Source organism: Leucobacter luti (assembly GCF_019464495.1).
In the GTDB taxonomy this organism is placed as follows: Bacteria; Actinomycetota; Actinomycetes; order Actinomycetales; family Microbacteriaceae; genus Leucobacter; species Leucobacter luti_A.
This window is the reverse complement of the sequence record NZ_CP080492.1, coordinates 1,946,227-1,961,518: the sequence shown is the minus strand read 5'-3', so window position 1 is coordinate 1,961,518 and position 15,292 is coordinate 1,946,227. Positions and strand designations below refer to the sequence as shown.

7 protein-coding genes and 3 pseudogenes are annotated in these 15,292 nt (G+C 65.0%); all 10 read left to right on the top strand.

Annotated features, from left to right (window positions below; genetic code table 11):
* The first annotated feature begins 163 nt into the window (after positions 1-163).
* On the top strand, positions 164-4,009 hold the full coding sequence (locus K1X41_RS08805) for an SdrD B-like domain-containing protein (RefSeq protein ID WP_220174409.1): 3,846 nt from the start codon (positions 164-166) through the stop codon (positions 4,007-4,009).
* Positions 4,010-4,431: 422 nt separating this feature from the next.
* Complete coding sequence (locus K1X41_RS08800; RefSeq protein WP_132205687.1) at positions 4,432-4,521, top strand: potassium-transporting ATPase subunit F; 90 nt, start codon at positions 4,432-4,434, stop codon at positions 4,519-4,521.
* The gene (gene kdpA, locus K1X41_RS08795; protein WP_133616303.1) at positions 4,521-6,194 is read left to right on the top strand and encodes a potassium-transporting ATPase subunit KdpA; all 1,674 of its coding nucleotides are present in this window, start codon (positions 4,521-4,523) and stop codon (positions 6,192-6,194) included. The genes K1X41_RS08800 and kdpA overlap by 1 nt, the downstream gene beginning before the upstream one ends.
* A 2-nt stretch (positions 6,195-6,196) precedes the next feature.
* A pseudogene (kdpB, locus tag K1X41_RS08790) lies at positions 6,197-8,375 on the top strand (potassium-transporting ATPase subunit KdpB).
* 50 nt (positions 8,376-8,425) lie between these two features.
* Positions 8,426-9,042, top strand: a pseudogene (gene kdpC, locus K1X41_RS08785) (potassium-transporting ATPase subunit KdpC).
* Positions 9,039-11,603, top strand: a pseudogene (locus tag K1X41_RS16110) (sensor histidine kinase). Before kdpC ends, K1X41_RS16110 begins: the two co-directional pseudogenes overlap by 4 nt.
* Positions 11,600-12,319, top strand: a complete 720-nt coding sequence (locus tag K1X41_RS08775) for a response regulator (RefSeq protein WP_220174408.1) — start codon at positions 11,600-11,602, stop codon at positions 12,317-12,319. Before K1X41_RS16110 ends, K1X41_RS08775 begins: the two are co-directional and overlap by 4 nt.
* A 235-nt stretch (positions 12,320-12,554) precedes the next feature.
* Positions 12,555-13,448: an ABC transporter substrate-binding protein gene (locus tag K1X41_RS08770; protein ID WP_132205699.1), complete on the top strand. Its 894-nt coding sequence runs from the start codon at positions 12,555-12,557 to the stop codon at positions 13,446-13,448.
* Positions 13,449-13,467: 19 nt separating this feature from the next.
* Entirely contained in the window at positions 13,468-14,478 is a 1,011-nt protein-coding gene (locus tag K1X41_RS08765; RefSeq protein ID WP_132205701.1) for an amino acid ABC transporter permease, read from the top strand.
* A complete protein-coding gene (locus K1X41_RS08760; RefSeq protein WP_132205703.1) occupies positions 14,475-15,248 on the top strand; it encodes an amino acid ABC transporter ATP-binding protein in 774 nt (257 codons plus the stop codon). Before K1X41_RS08765 ends, K1X41_RS08760 begins: the two co-directional genes overlap by 4 nt.
* Positions 15,249-15,292: the final 44 nt, after the last annotated feature.

Genomic DNA, 15,292 nt, shown 5'->3' with positions numbered 1-15,292 from the left:
CAGGGGTTTGAACCGCACAGCCCACACATACACGGGGGAATCGGTGCGCCCGTCTACGGCGCCCGAAATACATATTGGGGGATATATGCCTTCGGCATATCAGGGTGTACTTGGTGCGCCCAATCGGCGTCGGCGCGGGCGTTCTGCTCTGCTCGCTGGCGTCTTGACCGCACTGCTCGTCGCGACAGGAGTGAGTGCCGCGCCAGCGATGGCCGCGACAGGATCCGTGGAGATCGAGATCCCAGGCGGATCCGAACACCACAACGGCCAGCCGGTCTACGTTGAGGGGAAGTCGTACACGCTCAACATCAAGTACAGCCGCGACGCAATTGCGGCCGGCCACACGGCCGTCATCTCGGTGCCGAAGGGCTTCTCGATTTCCCAGGCACCGGCGGAGAATTCCGCCGTCGAGTCCTTCGAGCTGGGTGACGGCACCCTCACCATCACGTTCAAGGATCCGATCCCCGTGGCGAACGGGAGTATCGACTTGGACTTCACGGTCGATACCCTCACGGAATCCTCCGAGCAGGTGGTGAACTGGGGCGTGAACGGTGAGCAAACCGCGCAGGACGTCATCTTCAAGAAACAGGGCGACAGCTTCGCTACGTTCGGCAACGGGAGCCGCAAGGAGAGCAACAACCCGGGCTTCTCCGGTGTACAGATCGTTGACGGCCAGGTGGTGCTCGGCGCTGACTACCTCACCCGTCCGATCCGCTACTCGATCACTGTGGATTCCCAGGACGCGCGCCCAGTGACGATTGCAGACACGCTGGCAACCGGTATGACCCTGGTCCCAGGATCGTTCGCGACGCAGACCACGGTGTGGGACGCGCAGGGCATGAACAAAATCGTCGAGGCGGAGCAGGCGATCCCTGGCTACTCGGGCACCTCGTTCAGCCACACCTTTACTGCCGCGCAGAACTCGATCACGGTGCTGAGCTACGAAGCGAAGATCACCGATGCGGCGGCGCTTGAGCAACTCCGCACCGCACTGCAAGCCCAGTACGATGCTGTCGCAGATGAGGAGGGTGCGCCCTTCTCGATCGAGCTGAAGAACTCGGCAACGATCAACGGGGAGACGAAGTCCAAGAGCATCTGGGTGGGGGCCACCACCCCAACAGACCCGCGACCCGACACCGGCGCCGCGTTTCTGAAGAGCTCCGATCTCAGCTGGAACACGCCGATCACGGTGAAGGACGACGGGGTGACACTTGACCCGGCCCTCCCCGTGACCTACACGCTCACGGCTGATCTCACGAAGTTCGCGGACTTTGCCTCGACCAAGTACGCGCTGAACCGCAACGTCGTCATCACGGACACGCTGCCGGCGAACCTGCAGTGGATGCTGAACGATGACGCGTTCATCTCGGGCGAGTACACGCTCGTCTCAGGGGTGACGCCCGAGGCGTTGGCCGGCGATGAATACATCGGCTCGTACACGCTTGAGGGCCAGACAATCCGGATCAATGTCGGCAAAGACACCACCCAGTCGCACGCCGTGCGCGTGAAAGCCGAGCTCGTCAACGTCGCTGGCACGACGGTGACCGAGGATCCGAGCGACAACCCGTATGCGAAGCGCTCGTTCTCTGGCATTGAGAACCAGGCGCAGTTCGCGTATGCGGCTAGCGGCACGCAGCAGGCGAGCACCTGGCACCAGGTCGTGACGGCGAAGGATCCGAAGTCCGGAATCGACGATCAGAACAAGTTCAGCAAGCGCACCGACTCGAAGCCGATCGTGCTCGAGCCGGGTCAGACTGTCGCTCAGGTACCGTTTACTTTCACCGTTGCCAACGGGATCGGTGACGCGGCGAAGTCCACGATCGTTGATCACGTCGATCACTCAGTGCTCGACGTCTCCGAAGACACGCTGGCGCAGATCGCAGCGTCGATCACGGGCAACTACGGCGGGGGCTTCACGCTCGATGAGACCAGTTTCGATCTGACGTTGAACCAGGCGAACGATCTCGTCTTCACCCCCACTGCCAGCTTCCCGCAGGGCACAGCGTGGGGCGAGGCGAGCCGCCCGCTCACCGAGGGCTTTACGTTCACCGTGCAGATCCCGACTCGACCCATCGAGGGGAAGGCCGCGATCTCGGTGAAGAACAGCGCGGAGTTCCTTGGCGCGGATCGCGAGATCGTATTCACGTCGAAGACGACCGCGCGTGCTGGCGCTGGCGGCCGCGAGATTGACGTGACGAAGACGGTGTACAACCCGGCCACAGACGAGTTCACCACGAATCTCCGTGCTGAGGTGGGCCCAGACGGTGCCCTCGTGAACGATGAGTACATCTATCGTGTGCAGTTCATCCCGACGCTCGGGTACACGAACATGCTGTTCGACATCACGGATGAGCTGGTCAAGAACCTTGAGTTCGTTGGTTTTGTCGACGCGGATCAGGTGAAAGACGGCGTGACAGTCGGCACGGGTGACTACCGGATTCCCGGGAGCCAAGTCACTGCGAAGTACAGCGCCGCTGACAACCGGATCACGATCGCGAAGAACCAGGGACTCGAGGGCGGCACGCTTGTCGAGATGTTCTTCAAGGTGCGGATCGCTGACTTTGACTACGGCGTTGGGGTGGAAAACGTTATCGGCTCGGACAAGGTGACGATCACCCCGACCAACGATTTCCCGCTCGACATCTCGAAGCTCAACGAGCTCGATCCCACGGGTACGCCGATCACAGACCGCGATGCGCGCTTCGAGCTCCGCGACTCGGCTGGCCAGGTCGTGCTCTCGGATCTCTACGTTGTCGGCGGCAAGCTGCGTATGGCCGGTCCGGCTGGCGGCGACTTGGTGCCAACGGTCAAGGTACCTGGCACGTACACCGTGCATGAGATGAAGGCCCCAGCGGGGTACGTGCTGAATCGCACTCCGGTCGCGCTCGTGGTGAATGGCGACGGCACCTCGCCGGCCACCAAGTTCTTCAACACCCCGCGCAGCGCGGTGAAGACGGTCTCGGTGGGCGATTACGTGTGGCTCGACGTTGATGGTGATGGTGTGCAGGGTACGCACCCTGACGAGCAGCCGATCGCTGGCGTCAAGCTCGTGCTGACCGGGCCGACGGGCCAGCCGGTGCTGGGCGTTGACGGCAATCCGGTTGAGCCGCAGGTGACCGACAAGAACGGCTTGTACGAGTTCACTGATCTGCCAGCGCTGCAGCCGGGCGAGACCTACACGGTTTCGATCGACCGCGACGATGCTGATACGCGGAAGGCGCTCGCGGGCCTGACTCCGACACGGACCGGTGGCAGCGATGATCGTGCCCAGGACTCAGAAGCATGGGTCGCCATCTCGCGCGATGACCTGGTGAATGACGGGGATCGCGACCCCACGCTCGATTTCGGGTTCCGCATGAAGACCTATGCGATCGGCGATGTGGTCTGGATTGACGCGAACAAGAATGGCCTGCAGGATCAGACGGAATCCGTCCTCCCCGGGGTCACCGTCCGTCTGTTCGACGCGCAGGGTGCGCTCGTCGGCGAAACGACGACCGACTCGCACGGGTTGTACGTCTTCGACGAGCTACGCCCTGGCCGCTACCGGGTGCAGTTTGAACTCACTGAGGCGCAGGCGAAAGTGTACGAGTTCACGAAGACGGGCGGCGGGAACACGGCGCTCGATTCCAACGCGGGCAAGGATGGCTTCAGTGCCTGGATCGTGCTCAACGACACGAACTCGAGTCTCACGCTCGACTACTCCTACTCAGACCTTGTGGGCGGGATTCGGGCGACACAGGGGATCGACCCCACGTGGGACGCCGGAGTAATCGTGCGGGAGCTGGTTCCTGGGACGGGCACGGTCCCACCGACGAAGACGCCACCTGTCACGGACCCGACGCCTGGTGACTCGCTCGAGCATCCGAGTGGAGTGGTGACTCTGGGAGGCCTCCCCGTTACGGGTGGCGCAGTCCCATGGCACTACGCGCTGGGCGGGGCTGTGCTGCTCCTGCTGGGCGCCGCGGCACTTGTCTTGCGCGGCCGTCGCACGCGGGGAGCAGGCAACTAGCGATACTTCCGCGGGCGTGAGAAACGCTCACAGCGGAACGAGGGGCACGCACCGTACGGTGCGTGCCCCTCGTTCGTCGGTGGGGGCGTCTCGCCGTCATCAGTAGGGTCCGATGACATCTGCATCTTCCGCACGTTCTGCGCTCGCACTACACCGTTGAACACCCGTGTGAGTGATTGACCGTTAGGGAACCGTCAGGATTGTGGCTGTTTCGAGCCGCCGCCGTATGGATCTCGTGAGGGCCCCGAATCGGTGACTGCGCAGCGTGGTGCACTGACAGGAGCACCCGGTCAGGGTGCTCCGCGGGCCACGCCCGCGGCGGTCCTGTGAACGGAGCTCCTCGTGCTCGACGTCGTCTACATTCTCGGCGCGCTCGTCCTTTTCGCGCTCGTCGCGCTGATCGGCAAGGCGGTGGACAAGCTGTGATCGTCTTCGAAACCCTCGCCGTAGTGCTCGGCCTCGCAGCCATCGCCTACCTCGTGTTCGCGCTCGTGAAGCCGGAGCGGTTCTGATGGCCTGGGTCGCATTTCTTGCCACCGTGGCCACGATTGTTCTGGTGCTCGCCATCACCTATCGCCCCCTCGGCGACTACATGGCCTGGGTATACACGAGCGGAAAAGACTGGGCCGTTGAGCGGCTCCTGTACCGAGTCATCGGAGTGGACCCGCGCAGCGAACAGTCCTGGCAGGCCTATCTGCGTGCGGTGCTCGCGTTCTCCCTCGTGGGCGTCCTCATGCTCTACCTGCTGCAGCGGACACAGCAGTGGCTCCCGTACTCGCTCGGCCTGCCGCCGGTTCCCGAAGGCGTCGCGTTCAACACCGCGATCTCTTTTGTCGCGAATACGAACTGGCAGGCTTACTCTCCTGAGTTGACCGTCGGCTACACGGTGCAGCTCGCAGGCCTCGCCGTGCAGAATTTCGTGTCGGCGGCGACCGGGATCGCGGTGGCGATCGCGCTGGTGCGCGGCTTTGCGTACCGTCGTTCCGGCACGATCGGCAACTTCTGGGTCGACCTGATCCGCGGATCATTCCGGATCCTCCTTCCCATCTCACTGCTCGGTGCGCTCGTGTTGATCGCGGGCGGAGTGGTGCAAAACTTCGCTGGCTTCACGGAGCTCTCCACGCTCAGCGGCGGCACGCAGCAGGTGCCGGGCGGGCCGGTTGCCTCCCAGGAAGTGATCAAACTGCTCGGCACGAACGGCGGCGGATTCTTCAACGCGAATTCCTCGCACCCATTCGAGAACCCGACGGGGTGGACGAACCTCGTGCAGGTGCTCCTGATCCTGCTGATTCCCTTCGCGCTCCCACGCACGCTCGGCACGCTCGTCGGAGACCGCCGCCAGGGGCTCGCGATCCTCGCCGTCATGGCGTCGCTGGCACTCGTCTCAGTGACCGCGCTCACGGCATTCGAGCTGGCAGGCGCCGGCACGGCTCCCGCGCTCGCTGGCGGTGCGCTCGAGGGCAAGGAATTGCGGTTCGGGATCGTGGGGTCAACGATCTTCGGCTCTGCCTCGACGCTCACCTCGACGGGCGCCGTCAACGCGATGCACGATTCTTTCACGGCGCTGGGCGGCATGATGCCAATGCTGAACATGATGCTGGGAGAGATCGCACCCGGCGGCGTCGGATCGGGCCTCTACGGCATGCTGATCATCGCGATCATTGCCGTCTTTATCGCCGGCCTGCTCGTCGGCCGTACGCCGGAGTACCTCGGAAAGAAGATCGGCCCGCGCGAGATGAAGCTTGCGAGCCTGTACATCCTTGTAATGCCGGTGCTCGTGCTCGTCGGCACCGCGCTGAGCTTCACTCTGCCGGGGGTGCGCGACAGCGTCGTGAACGAGTCGATCTGGAACCCCGGTGTGCACGGGCTCTCCGAGGTGATTTACGCATTTGCGTCCGGTGCGAACAACAACGGGTCCGCCTTCGCCGGTCTGACCGCGAGTACCCCGTGGTTTACCGCGACGATCGGTATTGCCATGCTCCTCGGCCGGTTCGTTCCGATCGCGCTCGTGCTGGCGCTCGCGGGCTCGCTCGCTGCGCAGGATACGGTGCCAGCGACCTCCGGCACTCTGCAGACGCATCGCCCGTTGTTTGTCGGTCTCATGGCCGGCACCGCGGTGCTTGTCACCGCGCTTGTCTTCTTCCCCATTCTGACGCTGGGTCCCCTGGCTGAAGGGCTGATGTAACTATGTCCACACTCACTCACTCTCCCGACCAGGCAGCGCGGGAGGCCGCCGAACAAGCGGCAGCCGTGCGCGCCGCCGCTCGGCCACGCACCACGCTCACGTGGGCGCAAATACGTCGGGCGTTGCCTGACTCGTTCCGCAAACTCCGGCCGCGTGACCAGGTCCGCAACCCGGTGATGCTCATCGTGTGGGTCGGCGCTGCCCTCACCACGGCGCTCGCCATCGCCGAGCCGTTTCTCGGCGGGCCGCAGGCCTCGGGTGGCACGCCGGTGCCCTGGCCGTTCACGGCGACGATCGCGGTGTGGCTCTGGCTCACGGTGCTGTTTGCCAATCTCGCAGAGTCCATCGCGGAGGGTCGGGGCAAGGCCCAGGCAAACTCACTCCGTCAGACCCGCACGCGCACGATCGCGCACCGGGTCACGGACTATGACGCCACGGCGGATCCTGCCGCAGGGCACACAACGCTCGAAGAGGTGGCCTCGTCTGAGCTGCGACTGGGCGACGTGGTCGTGATCTCGGCAGGCGAGCCAGTGCCTGGCGATGGCGACATCGTCTGGGGTATCGCTTCGGTCGACGAATCGGCGATCACCGGCGAGTCCGCGCCGGTCGTGCGCGAAGCTGGTGGCGATCGCTCGGCGGTCACTGGCGGCACGCGCATCCTCTCGGATCGCGTCGTGGTGCAAATCACGTCGAAGCCGGGGGAGACCTTTGTCGATCGCATGATCGCACTTGTCGAGGGCGCGGCACGCCAGCGCACGCCGAACGAGATCGCCCTCAATATTCTGCTCGCTGCGCTCTCCATCGTGTTCGTGACAGTCACGCTGACACTCGGCCCGATCGCCTCATTCGCGGCGGCCCCGGTCAGCATCACGGTGCTCGTCGCGCTGCTGGTGTGCCTGATCCCGACGACGATCGGCGCGTTGCTCTCGGCGATCGGGATCGCTGGGATGGATCGCCTCGTGCAACGCAACGTGCTCGCGATGTCCGGTCGCGCGGTCGAGGCGGCCGGCGACGTCACCACACTGCTGCTCGACAAGACCGGCACGATCACCTACGGCAATCGCCGCGCAAGTGCGTTCGTGCGCATGGGAGGCGTGGACGAGACTGAGTTTGCCAGGGCCGCGGCACGCTCCTCGCTCGCGGATCCGACGCCAGAGGGCACTTCGATTGTCGATTTCGCCCGCATGGAAGGTGTGCAGCTTGACGCTGATCCGGCCGCCGTCATTGTGCCGTTCACGGCGCAGACTCGGATGTCGGGGCTCGATTTCCCCGATGGATCGCAGCTGCGCAAGGGGCGGGATCGGCGGTGGCCGCGTGGCTCGAAGCGTGCGGCGAGCCGATCCCGGATGGCGCAGCGGCTGAGTTGCGCGCCGTGGTCGAGCGGATCTCGCAGTCCGGTGGCACTCCGCTCGTTGTCGCGGAGAAACGCGCTGACGGTACGGCACACCTGCTGGGGTGATCCACCTGAAGGATGTGGTGAAGGAGGGGCTCACCGACCGGTTCCGTGAGCTCCGTGCGATGGGGATCCGCACCGTTATGGTGACGGGAGACAACCCCCTGACTGCCGCAGCGATCGCGCACGAGGCCGGAGTCGATGACTTCCTGGCGGAGGCCACGCCGGAAGACAAGCTGGCCTATATCCGCGCGGAGCAGGAGGGCGGCCGGCTCGTGGCCATGACCGGCGACGGCACCAACGATGCTCCCGCGCTCGCGCAGGCCGATGTCGGGGTGGCGATGAACACGGGCACCTCTGCCGCGAAAGAAGCCGGCAATATGGTTGACCTTGATTCGGACCCGACAAAGCTCATCGATATCGTGGCGATCGGCAAGCAATTGCTGATCACCCGCGGCGCGCTCACGACATTCTCGATCGCGAACGACGTTGCCAAGTACTTCGCGATCATCCCGGCCCTGTTCATGGGAGCGTTTCCTGGCCTCGCCGTGCTGAACATCATGGGGCTGCACTCGCCAGCCTCCGCCGTGCTCTCTGCGGTGATCTTCAATGCGATCGTGATCGTGTTTCTCGTGCCGCTCGCGCTGCGCGGTGTCCGCTACCGCCCGGCAACTGCAGCGCAGCTGCTCGGGCGCAACCTGGCGATCTACGGACTCGGCGGCATCATCACGCCGTTCATCGGAATCGGGCTGATCGATCTGCTCGTGCGCCTGATTCCCGGGTTTTAGGCACCCTGCACCTCTGCAGCACTCAATTCGACCGAATAGGAACACACATGATGAACACAGCAACGCGCACCGCGGGAAAGACTGTGTGGGTGTCCATCCGGGCACTCCTCGCCTGCACGCTCGTGCTCGGCCTCGGCTACACCGCTCTCGTCACGGGCATCGGGCAGCTCGCGCTTCCGGCGCAGGCGAACGGCTCCACCGTGACCACCTCAGATGGCGACGTCATCGGCTCCGCGCTGATTGGACAATCGTTCACCGATGCTGATGGGGCAGCCCTGCCGGAGTACTTCCAGTCGCGACCCTCTGCCGCGGGTGACGGCTACGATGCGGGGGCCTCCTCCGGCAGTAACTGGGGCCGGAACATCCCGAGCTGATCGCGGCGATCGCGGCGCGCAGGGCCGAGATCGCGCTCCGTGACGGCGTTCCGGAGTCGGTGATCCCCGCTGACGCCGTCACCGCATCGAGCTCCGGCCCGACCCGCACATCAGCCCGGAGTACGCTGCCCTGCAGGTCGCGCGAGTGGCAGCCGCACGTGGGATCCCCGCGGCGGAGGTCGCCGCGCTCGTGGCAGCACACCGAGGCTCCGGATCTTGGAGTGCTCGGTGACCGCCGGGTCAACGTGCTACGGCTTAACCTGGACCTTGACGAGAGTGAGGGTACGGCATGACGGCACGGGGGCGATTGCGAGTGCTGCTCGGTGCCGCCCCGGCGTGGGCAAGACCTACGCGATGCTGGAGGACGGGCGGCGGCTGCTCGGGGCTGGTGAAGACGTGGTGATCGCGGTCGTCGAGACTCATGGCCGCACGGCCACTGCCGCGATGACCGCTGGGATCCCCGCGCTGCCGAGGCGCACAGTGTCACACCGAGGGGTTGCGCTCGAGGAGATGGATCTTGACGCCGTGCTCGAACGCCGGCCAGGCCTCGCGCTCGTCGATGAGCTCGCCCATACGAACGCTGCAGGATCCCGCAACGAAAAGCGGTGGCAGGACGTCGCGGAGCTCCTGGCAGCCGGGATCGATGTGCTGTCGACGCTGAACATCCAGCACATTGCCTCGGTGAATGACGTGGTCGAACAGATCACTGGAGTGCCGCAGCGGGAGACGGTGCCGGATCGGTTCCTGCGTGAGGCCGATCAGATCGAGGTAATCGACCTCGCGCCACAGGCGCTGCGGGATCGCCTCGCAGGCGGCGTCGTCTACCCCGCGGAGCGAATCGATGCGGCGCTCTCCAACTACTTTCGGCTCGGAAACCTCACCGCGCTGCGTGAGCTCGCGCTGCTGTGGCTCGCAGACGAGGTGGATCAGGCGCTCACGAACTATCGGAGCGAGCACGGGATCGACCGCACGTGGGAGGCGCGCGAGCGAGTGGTGGTCGCACTCACCGGTGGGCCGGAGGGGAGACCCTCTTACGGCGTGGTGCAAGAATCGCGGCGCGCGCGGCGGCTGGTGCCCTCGTCGCCGTGCATGTGACGAGTCCAGACGGGCTCCGCAGCGGCAATCCTGCGGCACTTGCGCAGCAGCGCGCGCTTGCGGAACAGCTCGGCGGCAGTTATCACCAGGTCCTCGGCTCCGACATTCCCACTGCGCTCGTGGAGTTCGCTCGTTCGCACAACGCGACGCAGCTGGTACTCGGGGCAAGCCGGCGGGGCCGCCTCGCCGCGGCATTCACCGGGCCGGGGATCGGCTCGACGGTGATCCGAGAGTCCGGCGATATCGACGTGCACATTGTGACGCATGCAGCCGCAGGCGCGACACGCACGCTGCCGCGACTCGGGGGCGGCCTGAGCGGCCGCCGCCGCCTCGCCGGATTCCTGCTCGCGCTCGGCGGTGGTCCGCTGCTCACCTGGGTGCTGTACGCCATGCGCAGCCAGGAGTCGATCACCGGTGACGTGCTCAGCTACCAGCTCCTGGTGGTGATCGTGGCGCTCGTCGGCGGGCTCTGGCCCGCGCTGTTCGCGGCAATCCTGTCGGGGCTGACCCTCGACTTCCTGTTCATCGCCCCCTATTCACGGTGACGATCACGGACCCCTGCACGTGGTCGCCCTGCTGCTCTACATGACGATCGCGGCGCTCGTGAGTTATGTGGTGGATCGGGCCGCCGCACCGCCCGCACCGCCCGGAGAGCAGCGGCCGAGTCCGAGCTGATCCAGACTGTCGCGGGCAGCGTGCTCCGCGGTGACAACGCCGTCCAAGCGCTCGTGGATCGCCTGTGCGAGGCGTTCTCCCTGGCGGGTGCGCGGCTCGTGGAAGCCGACGTGGTGATCGCGTCGGCGGGGACGCGGGGGCAGGATCTCGCCCGCCGCATCAGGGTGGGGCAGAACGCGGAGCTTGAGCTGTACGGAACTGACCTGCCTGCCTCCGAACAACGGCTTCTCGCGGTCATCGTCGCACAGCTCGACGCCGCACTCGAGCACCAGCACCTCGCCGAAACCGCGAGTGAGATTGAGCCGATCGCGGCCTCGGATCGTGTGCGCGGCGCCCTGCTCTCAGCGCTCAGCCATGACCTGCGGCGCCCCTCGCGGCGGCCACCACGGCCATCGGTGGTCTCCGTGCGGCCGGCACCGCGATGTCACCCAAGGATCGGCGGGATCTCCTGGAGACCGCCGACGAGAGCCTCACGGCGCTCACAGGGCTCGTGACCGATCTCCTGGATGTCAGCAGGCTGCAGGCCGACGCGATGGCGATCGACACCACCCCACTCGATCCAGCGGACGCGATCGGGCCAGCTCTTGACGAACTCGGTTTGGGACCGGCGGAGGTTTCGCTGGCGCTGGGTCACGGAGAGCGGCTCGCCTCCGCGGATCCCGTGCTGTTGCAGCGCGTGCTCGTGAACCTGCTCGCGAACGCCTGTCGCTTTGCGCCTCCGGGCACTACGGTGCTGATTGCAACGAGCACTTTCGCGGATCGCGTTGAACTGCGCGTGATTGACCACGGGCCCGGAATTGCGCCGGATCGCCGGGGCGAGGTCTTCGTTCCATTCCAGCGACTCGGGGACACCGACAACAGCACCGGACTGGGGCTCGGCCTGGCACTCTCGAAGGGCTTCGTCGAGGCGATGGGTGGCACACTGGAACCGGAGGACACCCCTGGAGGCGGACTCACGATGGTCGTGGCGCTGCTGGCGGTCGATCCCACACTTGCTGGCGGCGCGTCGGAGCGTGGTGATTGTGAACCGGGAACTGATGGTTCTGAGCCGCGTCCGATACCACCCGAGGAGGCCAGCGAGTGAAACTGCTCATTGCCGATGATGATCCGCAGTTGCTCCGCGCGCTGCGCATCACCCTGACCTCGCAGGGCTATGAGATCCTGACCGCGACCGACGGTGCCGAGGCGATCACTGCGGCAATAGCGCACCACCCCGACCTTCTGATCCTCGACCTCGGGATGCCGAACCTCGATGGTGTCGAGGTGATCCACGCAGTGCGGGGCTGGTCGCAGGCACCGATTCTGGTGGTGTCGGGCCGGGCGGGCACCGTCGACAAAGTGGAGGCGCTCGATGCGGGGGCCGATGACTACCTGACGAAGCCGTTCTCGGTGGAGGAACTCCTCGCCCGCGTGCGCGCGCTGACGCGAAGACTTCCCCGGCAATCGCAGAGCGAGGAACCCGAGCCGCTCACCGTTGCGCTCGGGGAGATCACGATTGATCTTGCGGCCCGCAGCGTCGTTGATGCTTCTGGGGGTGGGAGACGCCAGATTCGGCTCACGCCGACTGAGTGGCAGATGATCGACCTGCTGGTGCGCAACGCAGGGCGGCTCGTGACGCGGCAGACGTTGTTGACCCATATTTGGGGCACCGATCACGTCACGGACACCGGGTACCTCAGGCTCTATATGTCGCAGTTGAGGAAGAAGCTCGAGCGCGATGCGCGTGCTCCGCGGCATCTGCTGACCGAGCCGGGGATGGGCTACCGCTTGGAGCTGGAGACCTCGAATGGCACGGAATGACGCGCGCTTAACCGGAATGTTATGTGCCGGGAATGCGACGCAAAATTGGCTGAACCGCGCGATTTCCTCGATAGGATGGGTGCCATCTCGACCTGGCACCAGATCCACTATGGAGCCTGGTAGAGACCCTGTAATCATTCGGACTTCCCTGCACAGTACACTCAGACCGACACGCAGCACCGTAGCCATGTCAGCTCACAGGGAGACTTGACCTGGTTCCACATTGGAGAAATCAATGAAGATTCGTTACGCGATTCCCGCGCTCGCCGCAGCCGCACTGCTCACCCTCACCGGGTGCACCAACGCCGATGGCGCCACTGACACGCCGAAGGAAGAAACGCCCTCGGCCTCGATTACGGCAGATGAAGCAGCGGTTGCGCTGCTCCCCGCGGAGATCAAGGACGCTGGTGTGCTCCGGATCGGCACCGACGCCGAGTACCCGCCCAACGAGTACAAGGACAACGACGGCAACCCGGTTGGCTGGGGCGTCGACCTCGCTGAGGCCGTGTCATCCAAGCTGGGGCTGACCCCCGAGTGGGAGATTCTCGGCTTCGACAGCATCATTCCTCGCATCCAGGAGGGTGCACTCGACATGGGCTCATCGTCGTTCACCGACACGGTTGAGCGTCAGAAGTCGGTTGACTTCGTGAACTTCCTCAACGCAGGCAGCCTGTGGGCAGCGCCCGTTGGCTCCGATGTTGACCCCGACAATGCATGTGGCCTCACGGTCGCAGTGCAGGCCGGCACCGTGCAGCACACCGACGAACTCCCCGCAAAGACCAAGGCATGCACCGACGCTGGCAAGGAAGCCATCGAGATCCTGCCGTTCGACGGCCAGCCAGAGGTCACCAACGCCGTGGTCCAGGGCCAGGCGGACGCGTTCTCCGCTGACCTGCCGGTCACGGGCGACGCAGTGAGCAAGCTTGACGGCAAGCTCGAGACGGTCGGCGAGGTGTTCGACGCGGCTCCGTATGGATTCGCGACGCAGAAGGACAGCGAGATGACGAAGGCCGTGCAGGCTGCGCTTGAGTCGCTCATCAAGGACGGCACCTACCTCGAGATCCTCACGGACGCTGGTATCGAGTCGGGCGCGCTGACGGAAGCAACCGTCAACGCCGGCGAGAACTAACCGAGGACGCGACAGGGTCATGTCCGAAACCACCCCCGGCGCTGCGGGGCGACCCGCCCCGCAGCCCGAGGCCGAGATCGACCCGCAGGCGATTGAAGCGATTCGGTTGCGCCACCCGTGGCGCACCGTCTTCGCGGTCGTTCTTGCTGTCATCGCGGTACTGTTCATTTATGATGCCGCCTTCAATCGCCCGGTGTACAACTGGGGCGAGGTCGGCAAATACCTCTTCGATACCCGCGTCATCTCGGCGATCGGGTACACGCTCCAACTGACCATCTACGCGATGATCATCGCCGTGGTGCTGGGCGTCACGCTCGCCATCATGCGACTCTCACCAAACCCCGTGGTGCGTGCGGTGTCCTGGGTCTACCTCTGGGTGTTCCGCGGTACTCCGGTGTACGTCCAGCTGGTGTTCTGGGGCATGGTGCCGGTCGTCTACAAGACGATCGACCTGGGCATCCCGTTCACCGAGGCCGTGGTCTCACTCACGACCAAGGATCTGCTCAGCTACTTCGCCCTCGCCGTGATCGGCCTCGCGCTGAATGAGGCCGCGTACATGGCTGAGATCGTGCGCGCCGGCCTCCTGTCGGTCGACAAGGGCCAGGACGAAGCGGCAGTAGCGCTCGGCCTTGGCTGGTGGCACACGATGACCCGCGTCGTGTTGCCGCAGGCAATGCGCGTGATCATCCCGCCGACGGGCAACGAGCTGATCTCCATGCTCAAGACCACATCGCTGGTCACCGCCGTGCCGTTCACGCTCGAGTTGTACACGCGTACCCGAGACATCGCGTCTGTCACTTACCAGCCGGTGCCCATGCTGATTGTGGCGTCCTTCTGGTACCTGGTGATCACATCGATCCTGATGGTTGGCCAGTATTACGTCGAGCGTCACTTCGGACGCGGGGTCGCGCAGCGGCCTGATGTGATGAAGCCGAGCATTGCGACCGGAGTCATTGGCGTCGTAGGTCCGAACGATCCCGACTACGTCGAAGATGATCCGTCCACGCGTCGATCAGGGGGAATCCTATGACCGCCACAGAAACACCGATGGTGCTGGCCGAGGGCGTCTCGAAGTCTTTCGGCTCAAACCTGGTGCTGAAGTCCATCTCGCTTGAGGTGCAGCGTGGTGAAGTGCTCTGCCTCGTGGGGCCCTCCGGTTCCGGCAAATCGACGTTCCTGCGCTGCATCAACCACCTGGAGACGGTCAATGCCGGCCGGCTGTCAGTGGACGGCGTGCTCGTCGGCTACCGCCAGCAGGGCGACAAGATCTACGAGATGCACCCGCGTGAGGCCTCGAAGCAGCGCCGAGACATCGGAATGGTGTTCCAGCGCTTCAACCTGTTCCCGCACATGACGGCACTGGAAAACGTGATGCTCGCACCGACGCTGCTGCGCAAGGGCGACCGCGCAACGCAGAAGTCGCGTGCGCTGGACCTGTTGGCGCGCGTCGGTCTCGCTGATCGGCACGACTACTACCCGGCGCACCTGTCGGGTGGGCAGCAGCAGCGTGTTGCTATCGCTCGCGCGCTGGCAATGGAACCGAAGCTGATGCTGTTCGACGAGCCCACGTCAGCCCTTGATCCCGAGCTCGTCGGTGAGGTCCTTGACGTGATGAAGGGGCTCGCGCAGAGTGGCATGACGATGATCGTCGTGACGCACGAGATGGGCTTCGCGCGTGAGGTCGCAGACAAGCTCGTGTTCATGGACGGCGGCGTTGTCGTCGAGTCCGGAGTGCCCGCCGAGGTGCTCTCCAATCCGCAGCGCGAGCGCACGAAGGCGTTTCTCTCGAAGGTGCTGTAGCGCGCTCCGCGCCCGGTCCCACTCCTGAGGGGTCCCAGCTGCTG